General features: G+C 45.4%; 12 protein-coding genes, 1 tRNA gene and 1 pseudogene. 6 read left to right on the top strand and 8 right to left on the bottom strand.

What is annotated here, in order from left to right; all coding sequences use genetic code 11:
• Positions 1–39: 39 nt before the first annotated feature.
• Positions 40–966 (top strand): hypothetical protein, encoded by a 927-nt coding sequence (locus tag N7268_RS08080; RefSeq protein WP_260862415.1) that lies wholly within the window; start codon positions 40–42, stop codon positions 964–966.
• Complete coding sequence (locus N7268_RS08075; RefSeq protein ID WP_260862414.1) at positions 966–1,544, top strand: hypothetical protein; 579 nt, start codon at positions 966–968, stop codon at positions 1,542–1,544. Before N7268_RS08080 ends, N7268_RS08075 begins: the two co-directional genes overlap by 1 nt.
• A 128-nt stretch (positions 1,545–1,672) precedes the next feature.
• Here N7268_RS08075 and N7268_RS08070 read toward each other — a convergent pair.
• The 6 genes and pseudogenes from N7268_RS08070 to N7268_RS08050 form a co-directional block, all read right to left on the bottom strand.
• Positions 1,673–2,831 (bottom strand): annotated as a pseudogene (locus N7268_RS08070) (tyrosine-type recombinase/integrase); the annotation flags it as partial.
• A 290-nt stretch (positions 2,832–3,121) separates the two neighbouring features.
• Positions 3,122–4,837 carry a DUF2326 domain-containing protein gene (locus N7268_RS08065; RefSeq protein WP_260862413.1) on the bottom strand — a complete coding sequence of 572 codons (1,716 nt, stop codon included), beginning with the start codon at positions 4,835–4,837 and terminating at the stop codon, positions 3,122–3,124.
• Positions 4,821–5,063, bottom strand: coding sequence for an ABC-three component system middle component 6 (locus N7268_RS25175; RefSeq protein ID WP_409929179.1), 243 nt, complete (start codon positions 5,061–5,063; stop codon positions 4,821–4,823). Before N7268_RS25175 ends, N7268_RS08065 begins: the two co-directional genes overlap by 17 nt.
• Complete coding sequence (locus tag N7268_RS08060; protein ID WP_260862412.1) at positions 5,057–6,016, bottom strand: SMEK domain-containing protein; 960 nt, start codon at positions 6,014–6,016, stop codon at positions 5,057–5,059. The genes N7268_RS25175 and N7268_RS08060 overlap by 7 nt, the downstream gene beginning before the upstream one ends.
• A gap of 167 nt (positions 6,017–6,183) precedes the next feature.
• On the bottom strand, positions 6,184–6,675 hold the full coding sequence (locus N7268_RS08055; protein ID WP_260862411.1) for a tyrosine-type recombinase/integrase: 492 nt from the start codon (positions 6,673–6,675) through the stop codon (positions 6,184–6,186).
• 165 nt (positions 6,676–6,840) lie between these two features.
• Positions 6,841–6,925 (bottom strand) — tRNA-Leu (locus tag N7268_RS08050).
• Between the two features lie 289 nt (positions 6,926–7,214).
• On the opposite strand from N7268_RS08050, the gene N7268_RS08045 reads away from it, so the two are divergent.
• The 4 genes from N7268_RS08045 (at position 7,215) to N7268_RS08030 (ending at position 11,568) form a co-directional block, all read left to right on the top strand.
• On the top strand, positions 7,215–8,228 hold the full coding sequence (locus tag N7268_RS08045; protein ID WP_260862410.1) for an HNH endonuclease: 1,014 nt from the start codon (positions 7,215–7,217) through the stop codon (positions 8,226–8,228).
• Positions 8,228–8,809, top strand: a complete 582-nt coding sequence (locus N7268_RS08040; protein ID WP_260862409.1) for a class I SAM-dependent methyltransferase — start codon at positions 8,228–8,230, stop codon at positions 8,807–8,809. Before N7268_RS08045 ends, N7268_RS08040 begins: the two co-directional genes overlap by 1 nt.
• A gap of 74 nt (positions 8,810–8,883) precedes the next feature.
• Complete coding sequence (locus tag N7268_RS08035; protein WP_260862408.1) at positions 8,884–9,903, top strand: NAD(P)-dependent alcohol dehydrogenase; 1,020 nt, start codon at positions 8,884–8,886, stop codon at positions 9,901–9,903.
• A gap of 162 nt (positions 9,904–10,065) precedes the next feature.
• Positions 10,066–11,568: a helicase HerA-like C-terminal domain-containing protein gene (locus N7268_RS08030; protein WP_260862407.1), complete on the top strand. Its 1,503-nt coding sequence runs from the start codon at positions 10,066–10,068 to the stop codon at positions 11,566–11,568.
• 60 nt (positions 11,569–11,628) lie between these two features.
• Here N7268_RS08030 and lptG read toward each other — a convergent pair whose 3' ends face one another.
• Together lptG and lptF are read right to left on the bottom strand one after the other, a co-directional pair.
• Positions 11,629–12,711: an LPS export ABC transporter permease LptG gene (gene lptG / locus N7268_RS08025; protein ID WP_260862406.1), complete on the bottom strand. Its 1,083-nt coding sequence runs from the start codon at positions 12,709–12,711 to the stop codon at positions 11,629–11,631.
• Positions 12,711–13,811 carry an LPS export ABC transporter permease LptF gene (gene lptF / locus N7268_RS08020; protein WP_260862405.1) on the bottom strand — a complete coding sequence of 367 codons (1,101 nt, stop codon included), beginning with the start codon at positions 13,809–13,811 and terminating at the stop codon, positions 12,711–12,713. The genes lptG and lptF overlap by 1 nt, the downstream gene beginning before the upstream one ends.
• Between the last annotated feature and the right edge of the window lie 51 nt (positions 13,812–13,862).

The following is a 13,862-nucleotide window of genomic DNA, read 5'->3' as shown; positions in this document are numbered from 1 at the left end:
GGGGTAACTTGCTAATCTTCCTGAAAAAAGGAGATAAAAATGCATGCTTTAGCACCGTATCTTTTTCGCTGCTACAATCCCAACGCAGCTAGAGAACAGCGTTACTCAGCTCTGAGTAATATTAGAGATCTTGACTTACTCGATATACTCTATGATTTTATTCAGCAATATAATGCTGGATATATTCTTTCAGAAGAAACCAAACAAGTTTTTCGTTTTAATGAAATTGTTCGCGACGAAAACAATCGTGAAATTTACGGCTGGTTTGAGTCTGGTTATTACGGAACAAAAACTGATATCATTAACATTGAAACTGGCGATGTTGACTTTGAAAAAACAAAAAATAACGCCGAAATAATTCGATATTATGTACATTTTTATATCCCCAGAGATGTAAATGAAGGCATGGCATTTCTACATACTTATAGAGGCGATGGAATTAAAACGCTTTTCATGAATTTATTTTCTGATTATTTCAAAAGGGTTACTAACTTAGTAATTCAAATGAACCCTCTTGCGTATGATAAAGCGATTGAAAAATGGATGGATGCCATAGCTAAAGAGGTCAGGGTCACTAAATTTCACGGTGTAAGGGATGTGGCAGAGCAAGCAAGAAGACTTGGTCATAATGAGCAAGAATTAGTTATCAAACCACCAAGGAACTCCGGGCTTGGCAGGCTTAGAGATTATTTCTCTAGAGATTCAGAGCAGTATCAGCTCGTTGAGGTTCTGAAAGAATATGGAGAAACAGTTAAAACAGTTGTAGAATTAGGTGATGGGAGAAAAAGAACATTTCGCATTGGAACTAACGTAAGAGGTGCGGTTTGTGAAATCATCTTCGATGAAGAACAAGTTATTTTTAATGACGGCATGCCAGAGATTAAATCATTAAACAGATTTGTTGATACTGTTATTTTAGAATATATACAATTATTATACCGTGGAGTGGCTATAAGGAGAGCGTGATGAGTTCCAAAATAAATATATGTGAAGTTCTCAAAGGTCACTTTAGAACCTTACGAGATGCTGACACGAAAAGAGTTAGCATATGGGATATATTCACATTCATAATCCTTCCATTCATCATAGCTGTATCATTCTCAATTTTTGGTCGTGGTATAACAAAGGATTTGATATCTTTATTAGTAAATTTCAGTGCCATCCTGACAGCTCTATTGCTTAGCGTATTAGTATTGGTTTATGATCAAGAGGCAAAGATAAGACAGAGAAAAGATATCGATACTTTTTATGAATCAAAAAAATCACTTTTGACCGAGCTTTACTACAATATTTGCTACTCAATATTGTGTGGCGTTTTATTAGTTGTATTATGCTTTATAGTATCTTTATACTCAGTTGATCCATCTGGGTATTTTTATGGTGAGACCCACGAGTATTTTTTTAATAAAGCCAATATAACATTAAAGCTCAATGTGTTAAGTCATATATTATGCCCTCTAATAATATATGTATGTATACATTTGATTCTTAATATTATTATGATAGTTAAAAGAATGCACGCTCTTTTAACACTTGACTCTTAATTATTGTTTAACTAGCCAGCTAAACCTATTGAAGCTGGCTAGATTGAATTATTGTCACGTCTTACTTCCCTAGCATAATCATATGGGGTAATGCCATTCTTCTTGCTAGAATCTAAATAATCGGCTCACCATTGCACCATTAAACGACGCTCATCCAGATGCTCAGAAGTATGAATATATGCTGCACGCACATTGTTACGCTCCGAATGGCTCAGTTGACGCTCTATTGCGTCATTACTCCATAACCCTGACTCACCCAATGCACCACGCGCCATCGTCCTAAACCCATGCCCGCAGACTTCGGTTTTCGTGTCATAACCCATTGCACGTAAAGCGCTATTTACAATGTTTTCACTCATAACCTTATTTGCGTCATGATCACCCGGAAAAAGCAGCTCTTTATCACCACTAATCTTCTTTAACTGGTTTAGCAAAATCATCGCTTGTCGGCTAAGAGGAACAATATGCTCCTCTTTCATCTTCATGCCACGGTACGAATAACGCCCCCCCTTAATTCCCTCTCGTTTTGCAGGTACGCGCCAAAGAGATTTATCGAAGTCAAATTCATCCCAACGCGCGAAACGTAACTCACTGGAACGTACAAAAGTTAGTAATGAAAACTCGACCGCGATCCGTGTCATTACACGACCACGATATGCAGCAAGACGGGTAAGAAACTCAGGAAAACGGCTTGAGGCTAAAGCTGGATAGTGTCGCGCTTTGGTTGTCGATAACGCACCTGCTATATCACTGGCTGGATTAGAGTCTATATAATCGTTCTGTACGGCGTAACGCATTATGGCCGTGACACGCTGTTGCAGGCGCTGAGCAACATCATGCTTACCTGTAGCATCAACTTTTTTAATCGGAGCTAATAGGTGGCTGGTTTTGAGCTGGCGAATGTCGGACGAGCCGATATGAGGGAAGATATAAAGCTGAAGATAGCGAAGAACGCGCGATTGATGGTCTTCACTCCAGCGCTTGTTACTTGCATGCCATTCACGAGTAAGGGTTTCGAACGTATATGCACCCGAATTCTCGGCCTGAGCTTCTTTCTGTACGACTTTTGGGTCAATGCCTTGAACTAACAGCTTTTTAGCTTCGTCGCGCTTTGCTCTTGCCTGAGCAAGAGTCACTGTAGGCCAAGCGATCCTCTTTTTTGTCAGAGGGGCGTCGGTATTTAGACCCCTTGGCCGAAACCTCGAGATACAAACCGCCGCCATCGGCCATTTTGTAGGTTTTGTCTTTTGGCTTTGCGGTCTCGGCCTGTCTGGCGTTGAGCTTCATTTGGGGGCATATTTCTAATCGAAGTTAAGATGCCCCCAATGACATCCGGATTTCAACGGACTACATCGGACAACTTGGGACGTAAAAATCGCTGAAACCATTGATTTTTAAGGGATAATCGGACTTTCTCGGATGGTCTTGGAAGTACTAATGGTGCGAAGGCCGGACTAGTAAAAACAACATAACGTGTTGTTATAAACCAATTTATTTATTTATAACAACACAAAAGACCACCAAAATGACCCCTAGGTCAAGTTCTACTTTTCTTCAAAATAACTCGTCAAAGTTATTTACCTTTCTTGGTATTGGCATTTTAAGAATCTATTTGTTTTTGTCAAAATGGCACGTTTATATTTATCAATGTCTAATTTTAGATTTGCAGTATCAGACTCACTAATCTTATCTATATTGAGTGTCAATATATACTGCACGTCTATCAAGCAACTAGATTTCTCAAATAAATAATTTAAACTTTTAATTAACGTATCTTGGTCAACATCAAAAATATTATCATGAATAAGAATCTTTGGATGTCTAACAAAAGTATCATGCGTTAATAGCAATGCCATATCATAGAAGAAAATCTTTTCTCTTTCATTGCTATGACTACCATCATCAAATATTCTCAAATCAAAACTAACAACATCCTTCTTATCACTTACTGATATTTCAAAGGAGCACCTTCTATTCTCCATGACATATTCATGAATAGAAAAAATGGTTTCCCTAAAATCATCAATAGTACTTTTCTTGTTTTCTACCGCCAAATCCAACTCAAGAGTCTTAATTACTTTACTACCTTTCTCACCTCGAATCTTTGTCTCATAGGCATCATATTTTTTTATAAACACTGATAACTGAGACAACTCCTCAAGCTTTTTCTCATAAGCTAGAAAAAGAGTTTTGATACTTCTTAAGTGACCAGTTTGTTTTATTATTGATGTTTTTGAGTTCAGTTTAATCGATATCTCATTTATGGATGTTTCTATTTCTTCCAAATCTTTAAGAATACTATCCTTTCGAGAGTCAACTAAGATTCGTTGAAAATCATCTATTTTTTTCTTAAAGCTAATAACTTCCTTTAATTCTTTTCCGATATTATCACCAAGACCAGCTTTTAATTTATTATATAGCCCAATAACTTCTTCATCATCAATATAGTTATCACCAAACAAAATATTTATTTTACTTAGCTCAGAACGTAGAATCGCCCTTTTATTTCTTAGGGAATCCAATAAATCCTCATACTTTGAAATTTCATCCCTAATAATATCAAATGTTTTATCACCTTCAAGAGCATCCATTTCCTGTTTTATTTTTTTAACTTGAAAATCAAGATCATTTATTTCAGCCCGCGCATTATCAAGCTTTTGCCCTGTAATAGACTCAATATCTTCTTTTATTTTATTTTTGGCGGTAGTCAATTCTGCGATATTTTTTTGAATATCTTTTATGTTTTTATACAAGCTTATATCAATACCAAAAAGATAAAGATGTGGAGTGAAATCAGAAGGCACTCTGAGTTTTGTATCATAACAATCGATGATTGATTTGAACTCTGATTTTTCATCTCTTATTAAAGGAGCAAGCATTTTTCTAAAGCTTGGATGAGCTTCTTTTTGATTGTCCTTAAATAATAAAAGTGCAAGGAAGTTTGTGGTATCTTCAATTGATGAAAAATCTTTCTTCACACCATCAATATATAGAATTGGTGTTTTCTCCTCAGCAATTTTTCTTTTTGTAATAATATGATATTTATCAATATTAAAATCCAAGCAGACATAGGTATCTGGAGGGAAATTTTCTGAAGGAATCTTTGACAACCTGCTTTTGTTGAATTCTTTCATCAAGGAAAAATTAATGAATTCAATTAGTAATGACTTCCCTACACCATTGGTTTTATTAGAGGTTTCATCTTTTTCTCCGAGGATGAGATTTATCCCCGAGTAAAACTCAACAGGTTCAAAAGCTTTTGGCTCGCTATATAGCTTATTGATTTTTAACATTTTTTAAAACCACATATGGCTCATTAAATTCGATCAAGTCTAAAGCATACAGAAAAATCATGCCGTAATATATAGATCTTACACCGACAAGTTTTTTTCTACGTAGTTGTTTAACAAGTTCAAAAATGCTTATCTTGTCTCTACCGTGTAGACATTTAAGTATATAAGATCCAACTATTGGAGCACTCTTTTCTATATCTTCATCTTTTGAGAATAGATTTAGCATACTGATTCAACCTTGTTAGGGAAGACATTGCACCTGATCATATTATCAATTAAATAATACTGTATAGCTGAATCATCATAGTCAACACCATCAGCAATTAGTCTAGTAGAATAATAATCAGTCATTTTATTCAAAGCTCGAACAGGATCATCATTACACTCATCTAAAACTGTATTGCTAAACCTCTTAAGATATGCGGAAAGCTTATTTATATTTAGCATTCCTGTATCACTACTTTGACGAATATCATTTAAAATACCTGCATAAATACTAATTAGCGGTGTGTAAATATCCATCAAATATCTAGCATATGCTGCAAATCGTTTATTGATCTTTCTTTCCGGATCTGGCTCATCAATAAACCCGTTCCCAATTAGTGGGTGATCCTCTTGACTAAGGATTTTTATCATCCCGAGTATAGTAGCTACTTCTTTAGGTGCTTTTTGTGAAACCACATCTGGGATATGACCAACAATACAATCATAAACAGTTTTCATTTTATTATTTGGTAAATTGTTTATGTCTTTTATTAAAGTAGTATAATCCCAAACATCTTTAGATATATTTATTACAAATTTCTCTCCGTATGTTTCAGCTTTATACTTCTTCTTCTTTGTAAGTATCAAAACTATTAATCGGTCAATTTTATTGATATTATCTGTTTCTACGAACCCATCGATTGTATGCTTTATTTTTTTGAAATCAGATGTTGATGTAATTTGAAAAGCAACTCTTTTACCTGCATCCATTAAATCTATTGATTTTGCGTTGATAGTTACAGTATTAAGATTTATTAACGAATACCCATAGACTAAATTCAATAGATCACAAAAAAAATACTCTGCATGAATATTAATGTCAGTAAGATTCAAACAGGCATTTAATTCAATTTTATGCGACAAGATTGCAAGCTTATCAGTTATTTTACTCATATATTCTTGTCGTTGCAGCATAGCTTATAACTCCTGTATCGCCATGAACATGTACGTAACCAGTGATTTTTTCACTATCTTAATTTTTTGGCAAAATTGTTGCCAGCAAAAGATCGTACAAATGAGAATTAGCATAGTTAATCTTGATACTCTTAGTGAGAAGGTCACTGCTTTGGCGTTACGTACTGCTAACAACTCAGTGGTAGACGCCCGCTCAGTTCGACTTCACGCAAAGGAAGCAAGAGATCTCGTGTAGACAAATCTGCAATATTTCTGGCACCAATAGCTGGAAGTATATTGCGCTCTAAATCGCGCCATACCCTTTCAGCGTGACCGCTAGACCAACGCTTATTGTTCGAATGCCAATCTTTCGCCACTTTTTCAAAAGTATTCAACGCTGCTTGTTCTTGCTCTCTTACTTCTTCCTTTTTTGCATTAGGGCTAATGCCATCAGCTAGCAAGAGACGCAGCTCATCACGCTTCTCACGTACTTTGGCAAGGGATACGAGAGGGTAAGCTCCCAAAGCAACCCGGCTTTCTTTGCCTTCAAAACGATATTTGAGATACCAGCGTTTAGAACCAGTTGGTTTAACTAAGAGATATAAGCCGTGGGAGTCTGTGAGTTTGTATTCTTTTTCGCGGGGCTTTGCTGTGCGGGCTGCTACGTCTGTGATAGCCATAAATTGGGGGTCAATCCTTTATCGAACCGAGCTGACCACCATTCTGACCCCCATTAGTACTGGATGTCAACGGATGTCCTCGGACGAATCAGGACCAAAAAAAAAGCCTTTCGGCTTTATTTTTAGTAAATTACGGACTGTTACGGACGTTCTCGAACATTCAAATGGTGCCGAAGGCCGGACTCGAACCGGCACGTATTTCTACGGTTGATTTTGAATCAACTGCGTCTACCGATTTCGCCACTCCGGCACGGAAGGGATGCGGAAAACGTTGTGGATTATACCTGTCGCACGCCACCATGCAAGCGTCAGCGCACGATAGTCACGCTAAGTGTCGAAAAAACCAGCGCCATTCCTGCTCGGCCACTCTCCTTCCCTTTCTGTTACCGCCTTTCACATCGCTGAACGCTTTTTTATCGGAATCCGCCTCGCAAAAAAATGCAACGTGACCGACTCGGTTTACATTTACCGCTGTTTACTATGAGATGTCGTTACTGAATCCAGTAATAGCAGTAACCAACCGTTCTCAGGACACCGTTATGCGTTTTTATCAGGTTGAACCCACGCTGGAAAACTACTGGCGCGGGATTATCCTCTTCGGCAAAAATGTGGCTTCCTACAAGTTTGCGCTCGCCCACGCTCTGTACGATCTCAAACCTGACGGTAGTGATCTGATCACACTTGAAGATCTGGCCGTGCCATTCAGCAACCACTTGTGCCGCCATCTCAGGCATGCGCCAAAGCAAATCACTTCGCGCAGCAGCCAATTTATTGCCGCCTGTTCGCGGTTCAACAACGGCGAAATCACCCGCGATGAACTCACTGCGATCACCATCCGGCAGGGGTTTAACAATGTGATTGATGCCTTTCACAATGTTAATCAGGGTGAAATTGAGAAACGCTTTTTTATCGATGAACGCAAAACGCATAAAGGCATCCGGCTAACGGAGAACTTCTACAATCTGGGTGAACGCCTGCAATACCGAAACCTCAGCTTTGAAACAGATGCGCGCTGGAGTCTGGTTGAACAGGCATGGGCGATGAATATCTCTACTCACCTGATTAACGTCGAATATGATGAAGACGATCAAATGCTGTTTAGCAGGAACAGCGATCGTCGGGTGGCGATCTCCAGCTGTCGGGACAGCCTGAATGGCTATCAAAAGGGACGCTGCTTCTACTGTTTTGCCCCCATTAGCCTGCAGCCTGGCGATGATAATTTTGCCGATGTTGATCATTTTATCCCGTGGAAAGCACGGGAGCAGGTGACAAATATCGATGGTGTCTGGAATCTGGTACTCGCCTGTAAGGAATGTAATCGGGGTGAGAAAGGCAAATTTGCTCAACTTCCCTCGCCCAGGCTACTGCAGCGTCTGCGGGACAGGAATGAATATTTTATTCACAGCCATCTGCCACTACGTGAAACATTGATTCGCCAGACAGGCGCCACCCAGGCACTGAGAAATACATTTTTGAACGACAGTTGGAACGAGGCGATTAAAATACTCTTTCACCAGTGGGAACCCATTGCACAAGGAACGGATACATTCTGATGACTCTCGAATATTACCAGCGCCACGCGCAGGACTTTTTCAGCACGACGGTTAATGTCGATATGGCGTCGCTTTATCACCCTTTTTTGCAACACATCCCGGAACGTGGACGCATTCTGGATGCGGGTTGCGGCTCCGGGCGCGACAGCAAAGCCTTTCTGGAGAAAGGGTATCAGGTCGATGCTTTCGACGCCTCATCGGAAATGGTGAGCCTTGCCAGCCAACATACGGGGCTGGGCGTGAAACAAATGACCTTTAGCGATATCAACGATGTCGAACGCTATGATGGCATCTGGTGCTGCGCTTCGTTACTGCATGTCAGTGCAGAAGAACTCCCTGACGTAATGAGCAAACTGGCCCGCGCCCTCAAAACGGGCGGTACGTGGTATGTGTCGTTCAAATACGGAGAAACGGAAAGAGTGAAAGACGGTCGCCACTTTACCGATCTCACCGAACAGGGGCTGGAAAAGCTGATCGCACCGCTGACTGACATCGTATTAATCAATAACTGGAAGACGATCGATAAACGTCCCGATCGCGACGAAATGTGGCTCAACGCGTTGCTGCAGAAAAGGGCTTAACCCCCCTTTCGCCAAAGCGCCCCGTTTCCCCATGCTCTACACTTCCAGTTCAACACCACACAGAGGGAAACACGATGTCGATGATAAAAAGCTACGCCGCAAAAGCGGCGGGCAGCGAACTCGAACTCTATGAATATGATGCAGGTGAGCTCAAGCCGGAGGATGTTGAAGTCCAGGTCGATTACTGCGGTATCTGCCATTCCGATTTGTCGATGATCGACAATGAATGGGGATTCTCTCAGTACCCGTTGGTTGCCGGGCATGAAGTCATTGGCCGCGTGTCTGCGCTTGGCAGCGCGGCGCAGGATAAAGGGCTAAAGGTCGGTCAACGCGTCGGGATTGGCTGGACGGCGCGCAGCTGCGGGCACTGCGATGCCTGTATCAGCGGTAATCAGATCAACTGTCTGCAAGGTTCTGTTCCCACCATACTCAATCGCGGCGGCTTTGCCGAGAAGCTACGCGCAGACTGGCAGTGGGTGATCCCGTTGCCAGAGAGCATCGATCTCGCGGCTGCCGGTCCGCTACTGTGCGGTGGCATTACGGTGTTCAAACCCCTGCTGATGCATCACATTACCGCCACCAGCCGCGTCGGGGTGATCGGCATCGGTGGACTCGGGCATATCGCCATTAAGCTGTTACATGCGATGGGCTGTGAAGTGACCGCGTTCAGTTCCAATCCGGCGAAAGAGCAGGAAGTACTGGCGATGGGGGCTGATAAAGTGGTGAACAGTCGCGATCCACAGGCATTGCAGGCGCTGGCGGGTCAGTTCGATCTCATCATCAATACCGTTAACGTCGATCTCGACTGGCAGCCTTATTTTGAAGCGCTGGCCTATGGCGGTAACTTCCACACCGTCGGTGCCGTGTTGAAACCACTGGCCGTTCCTGCATTTACGCTGATTGCAGGCGATCGCAGCATCTCCGGTTCGGCGACCGGCACGCCGTCTGAACTGCGCAAACTGATGATATTTGCCGGACGCAGCAAGGTCTCGCCCACCACCGAACTGTACCCGATGTCGCAAATTAATGAGGCTATCCAGCACGTTCGTGACGGTAAGGCTCGCTACCGCGTGGTTCTGAAAGCGGACTTCTGATGAACAGGTTCAGTCCTGTAAGGGACTGAACCTGTTGCCTCTGATAAAAACAGTTGCTGATTGATCTCCGTAATACGCGTTCCGCCATTTTATCCTGCTGGCGCATACTTTCTTTTATTCACATTGCCTATACTCCAGGCAGGATAAATGGAGGAAATCTGAATGAGCACACCCCTGTTAATTGCCCGCACACCGGACACTGAACTGTTTTTACTCCCGGCCATGGCCAACCGCCACGGACTGATTACCGGCGCGACCGGAACCGGTAAAACCGTCACGTTACAGAAACTGGCCGAATCGCTGTCTGAGATTGGCGTACCGGTGTTTATGGCCGATGTGAAAGGTGACTTAACCGGTGTGGCACAGGAAGGACAAGCCTCTGAGAAGCTGCTCACACGCCTGAAAAACATCGGGATTACTGACTGGCAACCGCATGCGAATCCGGTCACGGTGTGGGATATCTTTGGCGAGAAAGGTCACCCCGTGCGGGCCACGGTGTCCGATCTCGGACCGCTGCTGCTGGCCCGTCTGCTGAACCTGAACGAGGTACAGTCTGGCGTGTTGGATATTATCTTCCGCATCGCCGATGACCAGGGGCTGTTGCTGCTGGACTTCAAAGACCTGCGGGCGATCACCCAGTACATCGGCGACAACGCCAAATCCTTCCAGAATCAATACGGTAACATCAGCAGCGCCTCGGTGGGCGCTATTCAGCGTGGACTGTTGTCACTGGAGCAACAGGGCGCAGCGCACTTCTTTGGCGAGCCAATGCTCGATATCAAAGACTGGATGCGTACCGACGCCAACGGCAAAGGGGTGATTAATATCCTCAGCGCTGAAAAGCTTTACCAGATGCCCAAACTGTATGCCGCCAGCCTGCTGTGGATGCTCTCCGAGCTGTATGAACAGTTGCCGGAAGCGGGCGATCTGGAGAAACCGAAGCTGGTGTTTTTCTTCGACGAGGCGCATCTGTTGTTCAACGATGCCCCACAGGTTCTGCTGGATAAAATCGAGCAGGTGATTCGCCTGATCCGCTCGAAAGGCGTCGGCGTGTGGTTTGTGTCGCAGAACCCGTCGGATGTTCCCGACAACGTGCTCGGCCAGTTGGGTAACCGCGTGCAGCACGCGCTGCGGGCGTTCACACCAAAAGATCAGAAAGCGGTGAAAACGGCCGCGCAGACCATGCGCGCAAATCCGACCTTTGATACCGAAAAAGCCATTCAGGAACTGGGAACGGGTGAAGCGCTGGTGTCTTTTCTCGACGCCAAAGGCAGCCCGTCGGTGGTGGAACGGGCAATGGTAATTGCACCGTGCTCGCGCATGGGGCCAGTAACGGATGATGAGCGCAACGGGCTGATCAACCACTCTCCGCTGTACGGAAAGTACGAGGAAGAGGTTGATCGTGAGTCAGCCTACGAGCGCTTACAGCAAGGAGTACAGGCTGCGACCGAGCAGCAAAAGACCCCGCCAGCCAACGGTAAAGCGGTCGATGTTGACGACGGTATTCTTGGCGGGCTGAAAGAGATCCTGTTTGGCAGCACCGGACCGCGTGGCGGTAAACGCGATGGCGTGGTGCAGAGCGTAGCGAAAAGCGCAGCGCGACAGGTCACCAATCAGATTATCCGCGGGATGTTGGGAAGTTTAATGGGCGGTAGAAAACGCTAGCAGAACGGAGACCGGATAAGCGCAGCGCCATCAGGCACTGCGTCTTATCCGGTCGATACTTCAGGACTTACGCAGCATCAGCCACAGGCTGATCAAGAAGAACGACGCGCTCGGCAGCAGTGCGCCGATAATCGGCGGAATACCGTACACCAGCGTCAGTGGACCGAAGATCTGATCCAGAACGTAGAATACGAAACCGAAGCTAATCCCCGTCACCACGCGCACACCCATCGGTACGCTACGCAGCGGACCAAAGATGAACGACAGCGCCATCAGCATCATTACCGCCACGGAGAGCGGCTGGAACACTTTGCTCCACATATTGAGCTGGTAGCGCCCGGCATCCTGACCACTCGATTTCAGATACTTCACATAGTTATGCAGACCGCTGATGGAGAGTGCGTCCGGGTCCAGCGCCACCACGCCGAGTTTGTCCGGTGTGAGCTTGGTTTTCCAGGTTCCGCTGACGGTCTGTGAACCGGTGATCTGCTTCGGATTTTGCAGATCGGACTCATCCACCTGTGACAAGCGCCAGATTTTATTCTCCGCATCGAATTTCGCATTCGCGGCATAGCGTACGGACTGCAGACGACGCTGATCGTTAAAAGAGTAGATGCTAATCCCACCCAGCTCTTCATCGCCTTTTACCCGCTCGATGTAGACAAAGCTATTCCCGTCTTTCGCCCACAGCCCCTGCTGGGTAGAAAGCAGCGAGCCGCCGTACATCTGCTGCGCACGGTAGTTACGCGCCATCTGCTCACCCTGCGGCGCCACCCATTCACCGATAGCCATTGTCAACAGCACCAGCGGAATAGCCGTTTTCATTACCGACAGCGCAACCTGCATGCGGGTAAAACCAGACGCCTGCATCACCACCAGTTCGCTGCGCTGAGCCAGCATGCCCAGCCCCAACAACGCACCAAGCAGTGCGGCCATCGGGAAGAAGATCTGAATATCTTTCGGTGCGCTGAGCAGGGTATACAGCCCCGCGCCCATCGCATCGTAGCTCCCCTGCCCGGCTTTTTTTAGCTGGTCAACAAACTTGATAATGCCGGAGAGCGACACCAGCATGAACAACGTCATCATGATGGTGGTGAAAATGGTTTTACCGATATAGCGGTCAAGTACACCAAAGGGCTGCATTATACCGCTCCTTTACGCATAAAACGGGCACGCAAGCGGCGCACAGGCACCGTATCCCACAGGTTAAGCGCAATCGCCAGCGCCAGATAAAGCAGGTTAACCACCCACATCCAGAACGCCGGGTCCAGCTTACCCTTGCCCCCGTTCGACTTCAGCGAAGTCTGGATCAGGAAGAACAACAGATACAGCAGCATCGCTGGCAGCATGGAAAGCACGCGACCCTGACGCGGGTTCACCACGCTCAGCGGAACCACCATCAGCGCCATCATAAATACGGTGAATACTAACGTGATACGCCAGTGCAGTTCCGCCCGGGCACGATCGGTGTCGGTCGTCCACAGCGTGCGCATATCCATCTGGTCGGTATCGTTCGGATCCAGCGCGACGGCCTGATGCCCAATAATCGCCTGGTAGTCCTGGAAGTCGGTAATGCGGAAATCGCGTAACAGCGCGGTGCCTTCAAAGCGCGTACCTTTGTTCAGCGTCACGACCTGAGAGCCGTCGCGCAGCTGCGTCAGATGCCCGGAATCCGCCACCACGACCGAAGGACGGGCGTTACCTTTCGGACGAATCTGGGCGAGGAAGACATCTTTGAAGTCGCTACCCTCGACGCTTTCAATAAACAGCACCGAACTGCCGTTGGTGGCCTGCTGGAACTGCCCTTGCGCAAGCGCCGCCATGCCGGGGTTCGCTTTCGCTTCCGCCAGCACTTCGTCCTGATGCCTTGAGGACCAGGGTCCAGCCCACATGACGTTCACCGCGGCGATAATACTGGTAAACAACGCCAGCACCATTGCGGCTTTCACCAGCACAGCCTTGCTCAGACCGCAGGCGTGCATCACCGTAATTTCACTTTCGGTATACAGTTTGCCCAGCGTCATGAGCAGCCCGAGGAACAGGCTTAATGGCAAGATAAGTTGCGCCATTTCTGGCACGCCCAGCCCCAGTAGCGAGAGCACCAGATTTGCCGGGATATCACCGTCAACCGCCGCACCGAGGATCCTGACTAACTTTTGACAAAAGAAGATCAAAAGTAGGATGAAAAGGATCGCAAGTTGGCTTTTGAGCGTTTCCCGTACCAGATATCTTATGATTATCACTTTAAATACGCCCGTAAAAACTCGTCTTTTGCCGGAATTTAGCTTGTTTCA

The sequence above is a fragment of the Citrobacter sp. Marseille-Q6884 genome, assembly GCF_945906775.1.
In the GTDB taxonomy this organism is placed as follows: Bacteria; Pseudomonadota; Gammaproteobacteria; order Enterobacterales; family Enterobacteriaceae; genus Citrobacter.
Note: the sequence above shows the minus strand (reverse complement) of the source record. Positions and strands in the feature narration are given on the sequence as shown.

Bases quoted from the DNA above. Each gene is read 5' to 3' on its own strand.
- N7268_RS08060 (WP_260862412.1), bottom strand. From the start codon at position 6,016: ATGCTGCAACGACAAGAATATATGAGTAAAATAACTGATAAGCTTGCA.
- N7268_RS08065 (WP_260862413.1), bottom strand. From the start codon at position 4,837: ATGTTAAAAATCAATAAGCTATATAGCGAGCCAAAAGCTTTTGAACCT.
- N7268_RS08075 (WP_260862414.1), top strand. From the start codon at position 966: ATGAGTTCCAAAATAAATATATGTGAAGTTCTCAAAGGTCACTTTAGA.
- N7268_RS08035 (WP_260862408.1), top strand. From the start codon at position 8,884: ATGTCGATGATAAAAAGCTACGCCGCAAAAGCGGCGGGCAGCGAACTC.
- N7268_RS08030 (WP_260862407.1), top strand. From the start codon at position 10,066: ATGAGCACACCCCTGTTAATTGCCCGCACACCGGACACTGAACTGTTT.
- lptG (WP_260862406.1), bottom strand. From the start codon at position 12,711: ATGCAGCCCTTTGGTGTACTTGACCGCTATATCGGTAAAACCATTTTC.
- N7268_RS08080 (WP_260862415.1), top strand. From the start codon at position 40: ATGCATGCTTTAGCACCGTATCTTTTTCGCTGCTACAATCCCAACGCA.
- N7268_RS08045 (WP_260862410.1), top strand. From the start codon at position 7,215: ATGCGTTTTTATCAGGTTGAACCCACGCTGGAAAACTACTGGCGCGGG.
- N7268_RS08055 (WP_260862411.1), bottom strand. From the start codon at position 6,675: ATGGCTATCACAGACGTAGCAGCCCGCACAGCAAAGCCCCGCGAAAAA.
- N7268_RS08040 (WP_260862409.1), top strand. From the start codon at position 8,228: ATGACTCTCGAATATTACCAGCGCCACGCGCAGGACTTTTTCAGCACG.
- N7268_RS25175 (WP_409929179.1), bottom strand. From the start codon at position 5,063: ATGCTAAATCTATTCTCAAAAGATGAAGATATAGAAAAGAGTGCTCCA.